The organism is Roseovarius sp., from assembly GCF_040223625.1.
Lineage (GTDB): Bacteria > Pseudomonadota > Alphaproteobacteria > Rhodobacterales > Rhodobacteraceae > Roseovarius.
The window spans coordinates 44986-57959 of record NZ_JAVKFX010000008.1 but is presented as its reverse complement, the minus strand read 5'-3'; the positions used below and the strand labels follow the sequence as shown (position 1 = coordinate 57959).

At 67.9% G+C, this 12974-nt stretch carries 12 protein-coding genes; 7 read left to right on the top strand and 5 right to left on the bottom strand.

The window, feature by feature from the left end; genetic code table 11:
• Nucleotide 1: 1 nt before the first annotated feature.
• Nucleotides 2-1234, bottom strand: a complete 1233-nt coding sequence (locus tag RLN94_RS02245; RefSeq protein ID WP_350130520.1) for a flavin monoamine oxidase family protein — start codon at nucleotides 1232-1234, stop codon at nucleotides 2-4.
• A 101-nt stretch (nucleotides 1235-1335) separates the two neighbouring features.
• Between RLN94_RS02245 and RLN94_RS02240 the strand changes: the two genes are divergently transcribed.
• The gene (locus RLN94_RS02240; RefSeq protein WP_350130519.1) at nucleotides 1336-1980 is read left to right on the top strand and encodes an RluA family pseudouridine synthase; all 645 of its coding nucleotides are present in this window, start codon (nucleotides 1336-1338) and stop codon (nucleotides 1978-1980) included.
• Between the two features lie 70 nt (nucleotides 1981-2050).
• On the opposite strand, the gene RLN94_RS02235 is transcribed toward RLN94_RS02240, so the two are convergent.
• From RLN94_RS02235 to RLN94_RS02220, 4 genes are all read right to left on the bottom strand, one after another.
• Entirely contained in the window at nucleotides 2051-3091 is a 1041-nt protein-coding gene (locus RLN94_RS02235; RefSeq protein ID WP_350130518.1) for a serine/threonine protein kinase, read from the bottom strand.
• A gap of 225 nt (nucleotides 3092-3316) precedes the next feature.
• Nucleotides 3317-4168, bottom strand: coding sequence for an alpha-1,2-fucosyltransferase (locus tag RLN94_RS02230; protein WP_350130516.1), 852 nt, complete (start codon nucleotides 4166-4168; stop codon nucleotides 3317-3319).
• The gene (locus RLN94_RS02225; RefSeq protein ID WP_350130514.1) at nucleotides 4165-4920 is read right to left on the bottom strand and encodes a glycosyltransferase family 25 protein; all 756 of its coding nucleotides are present in this window, start codon (nucleotides 4918-4920) and stop codon (nucleotides 4165-4167) included. Before RLN94_RS02225 ends, RLN94_RS02230 begins: the two co-directional genes overlap by 4 nt.
• Nucleotides 4921-4930: 10 nt before the next feature.
• On the bottom strand, nucleotides 4931-6373 hold the full coding sequence (locus tag RLN94_RS02220) for an aldehyde dehydrogenase family protein (protein ID WP_350130512.1): 1443 nt from the start codon (nucleotides 6371-6373) through the stop codon (nucleotides 4931-4933).
• Between the two features lie 172 nt (nucleotides 6374-6545).
• Here RLN94_RS02220 and RLN94_RS02215 point away from each other — a divergent pair, with 172 nt between their 5' ends.
• The 6 genes from RLN94_RS02215 (at nucleotide 6546) to modC (ending at nucleotide 12942) form a co-directional block, all read left to right on the top strand.
• The gene (locus tag RLN94_RS02215; protein ID WP_350130510.1) at nucleotides 6546-7199 is read left to right on the top strand and encodes a peroxiredoxin; all 654 of its coding nucleotides are present in this window, start codon (nucleotides 6546-6548) and stop codon (nucleotides 7197-7199) included.
• A gap of 243 nt (nucleotides 7200-7442) precedes the next feature.
• Entirely contained in the window at nucleotides 7443-8636 is a 1194-nt protein-coding gene (locus RLN94_RS02210; protein ID WP_350130508.1) for a class I SAM-dependent methyltransferase, read from the top strand.
• A 90-nt stretch (nucleotides 8637-8726) separates the two neighbouring features.
• The gene (locus RLN94_RS02205) at nucleotides 8727-10361 is read left to right on the top strand and encodes an MFS transporter (protein WP_350130506.1); all 1635 of its coding nucleotides are present in this window, start codon (nucleotides 8727-8729) and stop codon (nucleotides 10359-10361) included.
• A gap of 42 nt (nucleotides 10362-10403) precedes the next feature.
• The gene (modA, locus tag RLN94_RS02200; protein ID WP_350158574.1) at nucleotides 10404-11165 is read left to right on the top strand and encodes a molybdate ABC transporter substrate-binding protein; all 762 of its coding nucleotides are present in this window, start codon (nucleotides 10404-10406) and stop codon (nucleotides 11163-11165) included.
• Nucleotides 11166-11170: 5 nt separating this feature from the next.
• The gene (gene modB, locus RLN94_RS02195; protein WP_350130502.1) at nucleotides 11171-11863 is read left to right on the top strand and encodes a molybdate ABC transporter permease subunit; all 693 of its coding nucleotides are present in this window, start codon (nucleotides 11171-11173) and stop codon (nucleotides 11861-11863) included.
• On the top strand, nucleotides 11860-12942 hold the full coding sequence (gene modC / locus RLN94_RS02190) for a molybdenum ABC transporter ATP-binding protein (protein ID WP_350130500.1): 1083 nt from the start codon (nucleotides 11860-11862) through the stop codon (nucleotides 12940-12942). The genes modB and modC overlap by 4 nt, the downstream gene beginning before the upstream one ends.
• Nucleotides 12943-12974 lie beyond the last annotated feature (32 nt).

Below are 12974 nucleotides of genomic sequence, written 5' to 3'. Positions count from 1 at the left end.
CTCAGCCGAGCAGCGCCGCCACCGCCTCGGCGGCGCGGAGGCCTTCCTTGTGCGCGCCGGAGACGGTGCCGGGTTCGGCGTCGTGGGTGGCTTCGCCGGCGAAGAAGACCCGCTCGACATGGGGCTGGCGCAGCAGGGGGCGCTTGTGGGCCTGGCCGGGCAGGGCGCCGGAATAGGAACCCTTGAAGAGCGGGTCGCGGCCCCAGGCGGTGGCGGCGCCCTTGAGGAAGGCGGATTTCAGGTCGGTGCCGAAGATCTCGGTGAGGCGCGCGAGGGCGTAGTCGATGGCCGCCTCGGGGCCGGCGTTTTCCAGTTCGGTGGCGAAATCTCCTGCGTTTTCAAAGGCGCAGAGGCCGGTTCCGGAGATGTTGCAGAGCGCCCCGCCGCCGCGGAGGACGCCGTCTTCTGACGGCTCGACCTTGTAGGTGACCCAGGTGTCGGGCTGAACCGGCAGGGCCTCGGGCCGGAAGTGCAGGGCGACGTGGTTGTAGGCGCCGAGGGTGATGGCGCCGATGGCGTCGAGATGGGCGGTGTCGAGCGGTGGGTCGAAGCGGATGTCGCCGGCGGCGAGGATGCCTTGCGAGACGGTGACGATGGCGGCCTTTGCGGTCAGGATGCCCTTGTTTGTAAGGACTTCTACCCCGTTGGCCGTCGTGGTGACCTGCTGGGCGCTGGTGTTCAGGGTTACTGGAATGTCGGCGGCGGTCATCGCGACGAGCGTGCCGTAACCCTGGCGGCAGAACCAGTCGGGGCTTTCTTGGTAGTCGGCGAAATCCTTGGTGGAGATCTCGTGCAGGTTCCGGCCCATGGGCAGGACATGCATCATCGCGGCCGTGAAGGACCAGTCTGTCAGAGGCTTGAAAAGGCTGGACAAAGCGATGTCGTTGCCGGCGTCGGCCTCGCGGCGCATGGCGTCGCTGATGGCGTCGACCTCGGCCCAGAGGGCGGTGCCGTCGGGGTCGTCGCCCGCGGTCAGGGTGTGGTCGGGCGCCGGGTAGAGGTCGAGCCCGAGGGCCTTGCCCTTGTCGATGAAGGCGTTGATGGCCCCGTTGTGGAGCCAGTGGGCACCGCGGTCGAAGGGGAGGCCGAAGGTCTCGGTGTCGGTGAAAACCCGCCCGCCGATGCGGTTCCCGGCCTCGATGCAGGTGACGGTTTTGCCAAGGGAAACAAGGGCTTCCGTGGCGGCCAGTCCGGCGGCGCCGGCGCCAATGACGATGACGTCCGTTGAGGGCATGGGCTTTCCTTTTGGGCGAACCATAGGGGAGAGGCCGGGAGGGTCCAGCGATTTTCGGGCGCGGTGTGGCCCTGCGGGCATGGCTGGTGTAAGCGGGCAGCATGGATGAATACGCCCCGCCGACCGAGCCGATCAAGGTGCTGCACGAGGATCACGAGATCGTCGTGGTGGACAAGCCGTCGGGTCTTTTGTCGGTGCCGGGGAAGGGCGAGCACCTGGCGGATTGCCTGCTGTCACGGGTGCAGGAGGCCTATCCGATGGCGCTTTTGGTGCACCGGCTGGACCGGGATACATCGGGCGTGATGATCTTCGCGCTGAGCCCCCATGCGCAGCGGCACCTTGGCCTGCAGTTCGAGAAGCGGCAGGTGAAAAAGACTTATGTTGCAAGGGTTTGGGGAAAGCTGGAGCCGCGGAAGGGGACGGTCGACCTGCCGCTGATCGTGGACTGGCCGAACCGGCCGAAGCAGATGGTGTGCCACGAGACGGGCAAGCCTGCGGTGACGGATTGGCGGGTGCAGCGGTATGGCGAGGGGGAGACGCGGGTGCGACTGATGCCGAAGACGGGGCGGAGCCATCAGCTGCGGGTGCATATGCTGGCTTTGGGCCATCCGATCCTGGGCGATCCGTTCTATGCGGAGGGGCCGGCGCGGGATTTTGAGCGGCTGATGCTGCATTCGGAGGAGCTTCGGCTGCGGCATCCGGACGGGGGGGCTGGGATGACATTTCGGTCGAAAGCCCCGTTCTGAAAAGCCCTTTGTTTGCTGGAAATCCAACGTCGGTATTACGTCGGTATTTTGTCGGTATTACGTCGGTGCGTCAGCGCGACCTGTCCGTGAGATTCAGGCGGGCGGTCACGATCGGTTTCAGGGTGGCCGCGAGGGCGGGGTCGGGTTTCTGCATCTCTTCGAGTTCGTCGAGCCGGTTGGTGGCGACGAGGCTGAGCGCGTCCATGCGGGGCGTGCCGTCGGGATGGCGGGGAAGGGCCGCGACGGGCTGGATGTGCTCGGGCTTCGGCTCGGGGGCGAGGGCGCGGAGCTCGGGTTCGGACAGGTCGGTTTCGACGAAGGCGTAGAGGCCCACGCCCTTGGCCGGGAGGGCGAAGGTGCAGAGGGCGACGTCTGAGACACGGTCATGGGCGAGGAGGGCGGCGCGGAGGGCGGGGCCGTCGCGCTCTATCCGGTCCTCGGTGCCTTCGCCGTCGGACCAGTTCATCAGGCGGCGGGTGATGAAGTTGTAGGCCTTCTTGCCGGTGGCCATCCAGAGGCGGGAGGGGAGCGCCTTCTGGGCGAGCATGGCCTTCTCGGAGGGCGTCAGCAGGTCGGGCGCGTAGGCACGTTTCTGTTTCAGCAGGTGGCGGAGGTCTTCGCGGGCCATGGTGCGGAAGAGCGGGCCGCGGCGGCGGTGGACGGAGGCGAGCTGAAAGTCGATGACGGCGGCGCGGCCTTCGGGCGTCATCAGCCAGTTCTGCGGCTTGGCGATGTCGTTATGGGTGACGCCCGCGCGGCGCATGTCGCGGAGGAGGCGCTTGGCATCCTTGTACCATGCGGCGTCGGCGGGTTTGGCGAGGTGGAGGGGCGTGCCCTTGGTCCAGCTGCGAAGCAGGCCGGTGCGGTCGACGCGGACGAGGACGGGGCAGCCTTCGATGCCCTGCACCGCACGAAGGCCGCGGATTTCGCGGCGGGCGAGGGCCCAGGCGATGGGTTTCGCCCAGAGCGGCACGCCGTCGAGCTTGCGCAGGACCACGGGGAAATCCTCGATGTCTTCGAGGGTGCCCGAGACGGTTTCCGAAAAGACATCGCGCTTGTGCACGGTGTCGGGGCGGAAACGGGCCTGCGATATGTCGGGGGTGGGGCTCATGCTGGGGGGTTTAGAGATTTTTGGTGGCGTGGGAAAGCGTGCTCGCCAGCCCTTGCGGGCTGTCTCGCGTTTGGTGGGTGTGGCGCGAGGTCCCGGGTCAAGCCCGGGACGGGGAGGGATTGGGGGGCGAGGTCCCGGGTCGGGCCCGGGACGGGGAGAAGAGGGGCGCGAGGTTCCGGGGCAAGGCGCGCCCCGGGCTTGACCCGGGGCCTCTGGCGGGAGGGTTCAGAGGCGGACCCAGTCGGGCGGGCAGAGGTCGGCGTTGCCGGGTTTGCCGGGGGCGAACCAGTTCTTCGGTGCGATGACGGTCTTGGAGGGATTGTCGTTGAGCCATGCGCCCCACCACGAGAAGGTGGAATTGGCGATGATGTTGTGGTCGCAGAGCGATTGCAGGTGCATGTCGAAATGGCCCTTCGTCTCGTCATTGATGTCGACGACGATGGTGTCCTGCCCAAGGGAGAGGTTGTCGCGCGCCCAGGCGGGATCATTCGAGAAGACGAAGCAGGTGAGGGGCTGGCCCAGCTTTTGCGTCAGGTGGTCGACGGCGGCGCTGTAATATTCCGGCGGGCAGGCAGCGAAGCCGCCACCCGAGAGGTAGTCGCCGCGGCGGACATGGACCGAGACGGCGACGGGGGCGGCGACGATGCTGTCGGCCATGTCGGCATTGGCGGCGTCGAGCGGGGTGGTCAGTTTCAGGTCATGGCGCAGGCGCTCGGCGGAGGCGCCGAAATAGCGGGGCGATTGCCAGTAGCCGTGCAGGTAGGTGTTGTCGGGGAGGTCGAAGAAATCCTCGTTGAAGCCGAGATCGCCCTCGCGGTGGAAGCGGGGATTACGGCCGAACCAGCGCCAGAGGGCGTAGCGCGGAAGGCTGTCCATCTTGGTGGGGGGCAGGCTGGCGGCCTCGATGAAGCGGGTGTTTTCGTAATGCGGGAAGCAGTCGCCACGGGTCTCGTCCCACAGCACCATGTAACGGCGGTCGAGGGCGAGGTCGGTGCCGAGATGGTCGGCGAGCGCGCGGCCGGCGGCGTATTGGAACATCTGGTTCCCGGCGCCGCCGAAGAGACGGGTGACGATCATTCCGTGCCCTCCGGCAAGGGCGCCGCGCTTTGCTGCGCGTGGCGGGCGAGGGCGCGGCGGTAGCGGAAGCGGGCGGCTTCGCGCCAGAGCTTCTCGGTGAGGGATTTGCGGCCGCCCTGAATGGTGGAGCCGTCGAGCTGGTCGGCGATGGTGCGGATGCCCGCCGGGTGGATGGCGGCGGGGCGCAGGCCGGTCTGCCAGTGGCATTGCAGGAAGGCGTCGATCGGGCGGTCGATGACGTCGCTGGCGTCGAGCAGGCGGCGGGCGGCGTCGCGGCTGACGAGCTGGGCCGAGGTGCGGAGCTGGGGAATGTCGGCGAGGGTCAGGCGGCAGGGGCCGGACTGGTCGAGCAGGCGGGGGCTGTCCTTGGGGGGCCTGTCCTGAAGCTGGATGTAGCCGCAGGCGGCGATATTGGCGGTGGCGAGGGCCAGGGCGCGCGGGAAGGTGGCGGGGTCGAGCGTCACGTCATCCTCGAGGATGAGGGCATGATCGAGGTCGCGGCGGAGGATCTCGGCCCAGATCTGCCGGTGGCTGAGGAAACAGCCGATCTCGCCCGGTTTGAGGGGGAAGGGGTAGGCGGGCGCGAAAAGCCGCGTGCCGGTTTCGGCGGCGATGTCGGCCGGATCGCGCGCCGCGCCGTCGACGGCTGCCCAGAGTTCACCGGGCAGGCCGCAATCTTCCTTGAGCGCATGCGCATTGTCCCGCCGTTTCCGCGCGCGGGTCAGGTGCAGGACAAAGGCATGCGCCTGCATCGATCCGCGCTCAGGCGTCCGGGGTCCACCCGGAGACGGCCTTGACCTCGAGGAAATCCTCGATGCCCCATTTGCCGCCTTCGCGCCCGTTGCCCGACTGTTTCATGCCGCCGAAGGGGGCGCCCATGCCGCGCGACTGGCCGTTCATCTCGACCATGCCGGAACGCAGGGCGCGGGCCACGCGGTTGGCGCGGGCGCTGTCCTGGGTCTGGACGTAGTTGGTGAGGCCATAGGGGGTGTCGTTGGCGATGCGGATGCCGTCTTCTTCCGAGTCGAAGGGCATGATCGACAGGACCGGGCCGAAGATCTCCTCGCGCGCGATGGTCATGTCGTTGTTGACGTCGGCAAAGACCGTGGGGCGGACGAAGAAGCCGCGGTTGAGGCCATCGGGGCGGCCGGTGCCGCCGGCGACGAGGCGGGCGCCTTCGTCGATGCCCTTCTGGATGAGATCCTGGATCTTGTTGAACTGGGTCTCGTTGACCACGGGGCCGATGTGGCGGCCTTCCTCGTGCGAGGAACCGACGGTGATCTTGTTCGCGACTTCCGCGGCGGTTTCGACGGCCTGGTCGTAGACCTCGCGCTGGACGAGCATCCGGGTGGGGGCGTTGCAGGACTGGCCGGAGTTGTTCATGCAGTGCAGCACGCCGCGCTTGACGGCTTTCTCGTCGGCGTCGGCGAAGATCAGGTTGGCGCCCTTGCCGCCCAGCTCGAGGCTGACGCGCTTGAGGGTGTCGGCGGCGGCCTTGGAGATGAGCTTGCCGGCGCGCGAGGAGCCGGTGAAGGAGATCATGTCGATATCCGGGTGCGCCGACATCTGCGAACCGACGCCTGCGCCGTCGCCGTTGACGAGGTTGAAGACGCCCTTGGGCAGGCCGGCCTCGTCGATCATTTCGGCGAAGAGCATGGAGGAGAGGGGGGATTCCTCGGAGGGCTTGAGCACCATGGTGCAGCCGGCGATGAGGCCCGCGATGACCTTGAGCGTGACCTGGTTCATCGGCCAGTTCCACGGCGTGATCATGCCGACGACGCCGATGGGCTCGTGGATGATCCGGTCATTGGGAGCGTGGTCGCCCAGCGGTTCGTCGAAGTGGAAGGTCTTGGCGGTTTCGAGGAAGGCCTTGATGTGGCCGATGCCGGCGCCGACCTGCTGTTGGCGGGAGAGGTCGATGGGGGCGCCCATCTCGAGGCTGATCGCCTTGGCCATGTCCTCGGACCGGGCCTTGTAGGCCTGGTAGAGCTTCTCGACATAGGCGATGCGCTCGGCCGGGGGCGTGGCCATCCAGGCGGGGAAGGCGGCCTTGGCGGCGGCGACCGCGGCGTCGGTGTCGGCCTGACCGCCGAGGCTGATGATGGCGCAGGGATCCTCGGTGGAGGGGTCGATGACGTTGTGGTCTTTCCCGTCTTTCGGGTCGACCCAGGCCCCGTCGATGTAGAACTGGCGTTTCTCGATCATGGTCTCAGGCTCCGTTCCTTCAGAATGGCGGACGGCCGGAGCAGCGCACGCCCCGGCCGGATTCGGCGTTACATTGTCACCGGCGCATGGCCGCTGCAAGGGAGAGGGCTTCAAATTCGCCGGACAGAGCGTATCTTGCTGGCGAATCCCGAAGCTCGAAAAGGAGATCACCATGGGACTTCGCATCAACGACACGATCCCCGACCTGATGGTCGAAACCGACCAGGGTACCTTCTCGCTGCATGAATGGATCGGCGACAGCTGGGCCATCCTGTTCTCGCATCCGAAGGATTTCACGCCGGTCTGCACCACCGAGTTCGGCGCCGTGGCACGGCTGACCGATGAGTGGGAGAAGCGCGGCTGCAAGGTGATCGGCGTGTCGGTGGACGGCGTCGAGGACCACAAGAAGTGGAAGGGCGATATCGAGAAGGTGGGCGGCGCCAAGGCCGGCTTTCCGATCATCGCCGATGCGGGGCTCGAGGTGTCGAAGGCCTTCGACATGCTGCCCGCCGAGGCCTACCTGCCCGACGGACGCACGCCCGCCGACAGCGCCACGGTACGCAGCGTCTTCATCATCGGGCCGGACAAGCAGCTCAAGCTGAGCATGACCTACCCGATGACCGTGGGCCGCAATTTCGGCGAGGTGATGCGGGCGCTCGACGCGCTGCAGATCAGCACGGGCAAGGGCGTAGCCACCCCCGCCGACTGGCAGGTGGGCGAGGACGTGATCATCCCGCCGTCGGTAAACGACGAGGACGCCAGGGCCAAGTTCGGTGAATTCGAGGCGGTGCTGCCCTACCTGCGGAAGACCAAGCTGCCGGGCTGAGCCTGGCTTCGGAGCCCGCGCCAAGGCGGGCGGGGCCCGGAGGCGATGTCTTCGCCTCCGGATATCCGAAGGCTCCCGCCCGCATCCCTTTTCGTACAATCTCGAGGGACCGGATGGTTCCGGCCGGAAGACGCGCGGGCCGGGCGCTGTCTTGACGTGGTCGGGGGTGAGGCATGGATGTCTTTGCATCCATGCACCGAACCGGCCTATCCTGTGGCAAAGCTTGGATAATCCGGGGGGCAGATGAGCAAGGTCAGGGAACAGTACGAGGCGTTTCCTTATCCCGAGAGGGACCCGGAGGAGGAGCGCAGGCGGCTGATCACCGGCTCGCCCTCGCTGCCGCAGGAGATCGACCATTTCGTCTTTGGCGGGCAGAGGGACTGGTCGCGGCCCCTGCGGGTTCTGGTGGCCGGGGGCGGGACGGGTGACGGCCTGATCCAGTTGACCGCTTTGCTGACGCAGTATGGCAAGCCCTACGAGGCGGTTTACGTGGACCTGTCGGAGGCCTCGCGCCGGGTGGCGGAGGCACGGGCCGAAGTGCGGGGGCTGAAGAATATCCGCTTCGTCACCGGGAGCCTGCTGGACGCCGCCGAGTACGGCGAATTCGATTACATCGACTGTTGCGGGGTGTTGCATCACCTGCCGGAGGCGGAGGCGGGTTTCGAGGCGTTGCGGGCCGCGCTGGCGCCCGGGGGCGGGATGGGGTTCATGGTCTATGCGCCCTATGGCCGGTCGGGGGTCTACCCGTTGCAGGCGGCGTTCGGGACGCTTTACGGCGACCTGCCGCCGGGGGAGCGGATCGCCAAGGCGCGGGAAGTATACGAGCGGCTGCCGGAGGGGCATCCGTTCAAAGCGAACCGGAACGTCAACGATCACAAGAGCGGGGATGCTGGGTTTTACGACCTGCTGCTGCACACGCAGGACCGGGCCTATGACGTGCCCGATCTGCTGGACGTGCTGGAGCGGACGGGCTGGGCGCTGAGCGGGTTCACGGTGTCGGCTTTGTATGATCCGAGCCGGCTGGCGGAGGTGCCGGAGGGGCTGGACAAGGCGGCGCGGATGGCGCTGGCCGAGCAGTTGCTGGGCACGATCCGGACGCATACGGGCTATGCCGTGCCGAAGGCCGAGGCGCGGGGACCGGCCAGCGGCCGGAACCGGGCGCTGGTGCCGCAGATCAAGGGCGTGCAGGCGGCGCAACTGGCCCGGGCCGTGGCGCAGGGGCAGACGGTGACGCTGGGCTCGGACGGGCTGACCGAAGCGCTGGTGCTGCCGAAGGAGGCGGCGCCGCTGATCGGGGCGGTGGACGGGCGGCGGACCCTTTCGGAGATCGCCCAAGCCTGCCGAGCCGATCCGATCGGGTTCGGGGCGCTTTGGGGGAAGGTCGAGGCGAAGCTGATCCCCTGGGGAATGCTGCTTTATTCCTCGGTGCTGCGGTAAGGAGCTGCGGTCACGCGCTCGTGCGGGAGTGTTTGTTGATAGGGCCGGGGGTGGGCCCTTAGGCTGACCGGATCGACAGAAGGAGAGCCGATGACGGACAGCAGGGCGCGCAAGGGCTGGATCGACGCCATCATTTTCGACCTCGGCCGACAGGTGCGATGGTCATTCCTGCCGCCGCTGATGGTCTATTTCGCGTACGGGTTCACCGGGCTGACGGCGATCGTGGGCACCTTCTTCGTCAAGGATTATCTCGACCTGTCGGCCGCCTACCTGGCGGGGCTCGCCTTCTGGGCGGGGTTGCCCTGGGCGCTGAAGATGCCGCTGGGGCACCTGGTGGACATCATCTGGAAGTGGAAATGGCTGCTGGTCTGGATCGGGGCCGGGTTGCTGGCGGTGAGTGTCTTCATCATGTACCTCGTGCTGACCGAGCGCGAGATGATGGTGGCGGTGATGCCGCTGAGCTCGTGGTACGTGACCAGTTTCCTGCTGGCGCCTTGCGGCGTGGTGCTGCAGGACGCGGTGGCCGATGCCATGTCGGTCGAGGCGGTGCCCAAGGTCGACGAGGCGGGCAACCCGATCTCGGACGAGGACGAGAAGGCGATGCATGTGACCATGCAGACGCTGGGGCGCTTCGCGCTGATTTCCGGCACGGTCGTGGTGGCGGCGCTCAACATCTACATGTTCCGGGATATCGGCGGGCTGAGCCCGGCGGCCAAGGCGGAGATCTACGCGGATATTTACTTGGCCGCGCTGGCGATCCCGGTGATCTCGGTCTCGGGCGTGGTGCTGGCCGGGGTGCAGAAGGCGGTGAAGAGGCGGCGGCTGGAACGGCAGGGGCTGGCGCGCGAGGAGGTCGAGGCGGCCTTTGCCCGGCCCGACGAGGAGACCACGCCCAATATGTGGTACTTCATCGGCGGCGGTGCCTTCGTGGCGCTGACGCTGATCTTCGGGCTGGGGCAGGTGCCCTACGGGCAGGAGATGATTTTTGCCGGGTCGCTGATCATCGTGATCCTGCTGATGCGGCAGTTGGTGGCGGTCCTGCCGGAAGCGCAGGCGAGGACGCTGATCGGGACGGCGGTGATCATCTTCGCCTTCCGCGCCGTGCCGAGGCCGGGCGACGGGGTGACATGGTTCAATATCGACGTGCTGGGCTTCGACCAGCAGTTCCTGTCGGTGCTGTCGCTGATCACCTCGGTGCTGACGCTGGCGGGGATGGTGGTGCTGCGGCCGCTGATGGCGCATCGGTCGATCGTCTATATCGTGGTGCTGCTGGCGCTGGCGGCGGGGGTGCTGACCCTGCCGAATATCGGGCTGTATTACGGGATACAGGACGTGACCGCGCCGCTGACTGGCGGGGTGGTGGACGCGCGGTTCATCGCGATCCTCGATACGGCGATCGAGTCGCCGCTGGGGCAGATCGCGATGATCCCGATGCTGGCGTGGATCGCGAAGAACGCGCCGGGGGACCTGAAGGCCACGTTCTTCGCGGTGATGGCGTCGTTCACCAACCTGGCGCTGTCGGCGAGCACGCTGGGGACCAAGTATCTCAACCGGGTCTACACCATCCGGCGCGAGGTGACGGACCCGGAGAGCGGGGCGGTGACCGTGCAACAGGATTACTCGGAGCTCGGCTGGTTGCTGATCACGGTGGCGGTGGTGACGGTGGTCGTGCCGCTGGTGGTGGTGGCGGTGATCCAGCGGAGCCGGCTCAGAAGCGTGGATTAGCGCTTGCGGACGGACCCGTGGTGTCAATACTCCGTCGGCATGATGGGATTGTTGAGACAATACGTGGGACTTGCGCTGGCGGCCCTGCTGGCGGGGCCGGTGGCGGCGGACGAGATCACGGTTTTCGCGGCGGCGAGCCTGAAGACCGCGCTGGACGAGGTGGCCGACGGGTTCGAGGCGGCGGCCGGGCACGAGGTGACGGTGTCCTATGCCGGGTCGTCGGCGCTGGCGCGGCAGATCGAGCTGGGGGCGCCGGCGGATGTGTTCATCTCGGCCAATCCCGACTGGATGGACCGGCTGGAGGAAGCCGGGACGATCGAGCCGGAAACGCGGATCGACCTGCTGGGCAACCGGATCGTTCTGATCGCCCATGGGCAGGGGGAGCCGGTGGAGATCGGGGCCGGCATGGACCTTGGCGCGATGCTGGGCGAGGGGCGGCTGGCGATGGCGCTGGTCGATGCGGTGCCGGCGGGGATCTATGGCAAGGCGGCGCTGGAGAGCCTTGGGCAGTGGCAGGCGGTCGAGGGCCGTGTCGTGCAGTCCGACAACGTGCGTGCCGCGCTGAAGCTGGTGGCGATCGGCGAGGCGCCGATGGGCGTGGTCTATGCCACCGATGCGGCGGCGGAGGCGGGCGTGAGCGTGCTGGGTGAGTTCCCCGAGGACAGCCACCCGCCTATCGTCTATCCGGCGGCGGCGATGAACGGCCGGGTCGGGCCGATGGTGGCCGAGTTCCTGGGCTACCTGCAAAGCGGCGCGGCGCGCGAGGTGTTCGAGCGGCACGGGTTCACCGTGCTGGCGGACTGACCGGCATGGCATGGCTTGGCCCCGAGGAGTGGCAGGCGGTGGCGCTGTCGCTGAAGGTGTCGTTCTGGGCGACGCTGGTGGCGCTGCCGCTGGGTATCTTCACCGCCTATGCGCTGGCGCGGTGGCGGTTTCCGGGCAAGCAGGTGGTCAACGGGCTGGTGCATCTGCCGCTGATCCTGCCGCCGGTGGTGACGGGGTACCTGCTTTTGCTGACCTTTGGCACGACGGGGCCGGTGGGGGGCTTGCTGGAACAGGTGGGGATCGTCTTTGCCTTCCGCTGGACCGGGGCGGCGCTGGCGGCCGGGGTGATGGCCTTTCCGCTGATGGTGCGGGCGATAAGGCTGTCGATCGAGGCGGTGGACCCGAAGCTGGAGGAGGCGGCGGCGACACTGGGGGCGCCGAGGGCGTGGGTGTTCGTGACGGTGACCTTGCCGCTCATCCTGCCGGGGGTTCTGGCCGGGGCGATATTGGCGTTCGCCAAGGCGATGGGGGAGTTCGGGGCGACGATTACGTTTGTTTCCAACATTCCGGGGCAGACGCAGACGCTGCCATCGGCGGTCTATGCCTTCCTGCAGGTGCCCGGCGGCGAGGGGCCCGCGATGCGGCTGGTGATCGTGTCGGTGGTGATCGCGATGGGCGCGCTGTTGTTGTCCGAAGTGGTGGCGCGGCGCGCGGCGGCACGGGTGGCGGGCGGATGACGCTGGCGGTGGATATCGGGCATACGCTGGGCGGGTTCCGGCTGGACGTGGCGTTCGAGGCGCCGCCGGGGGTGACGGTGCTGTTCGGGCGGTCGGGGTCGGGGAAGACCTCCGTGGTCAATGCCGTGGCGGGGTTGTTGAAGCCCGATCGGGGCCGGGTGACGGTGGACGGCGCGGTGCTGGTCGATACGGACGCAGGCCGGTGGCTGCCGCCGCATCGGCGCAGGCTGGGCTATATCTTCCAGGAGGGGCGGCTGTTCCCGCACATGACGGTGAAGCAGAACCTGTCCTACGGCCGGTGGTTCGCCGGGGATGGCGCGACCGAGAGCATGGATCACGTGATCGACATGCTGGGGATCGGGCATTTGCTGTCGCGGCGGCCGGGGGGCCTGTCGGGCGGCGAGAAGCAGCGGGTGGCGATCGGGCGGGCCTTGCTGGCGGGTCCGCGGCTGTTGCTGGCGGACGAGCCTTTGGCGGCGCTGGACGAGGGGCGGAAGGCGGAGATCCTGCCATACTTTGAAAGGCTGCGCGACGAGGTATCGGTGCCGATCCTCTATGTCAGCCACTCGGCGGCGGAGGTGGCGCGGCTGGCGACCACGGTGGTGGTCTTGCAGGACGGCAGGGTCGTGCGGCAGGGGCCGGCGGGCGAGGTGCTGAGCGATCCGGAGGTGATGCCGACGGGCGTGCGGGGCGCCGGGGCGCTGCTGGTGGCGAAGGTGGCACGGCATCACGAGGATGGGCTGACGGAGCTGGAGGCGGGGGGTGCTGCGCTGTTCCTGCCGCGGATCGCGCAGGAGGCGGGTCGCGAGGTGCGGGTGCGCGTGGCGGCGCATGACGTGATCCTGTCGCGGGAGAAGCCGGTGGGGCTGTCGGCGCTGAATCTGTTGCCGGGGGTTGTCTCGGCGATAAGGGCCGGGGAGGGGCCGGGGATGCTGGTGTCGCTGGACACGCCCGCCGGCATGGTGCTGGCGCGGGTGACGCGGCGCTCGGCACAGGCGCTGGGGATCGAACCCGGGGCGGAGTGCTACGCGGTCATCAAGACGGTGGCGATTGCGCCCGAGGATGTGGGCGGGCTTTGACCGGCAGGGCGGGCGCCGCACAGATTTCTTGA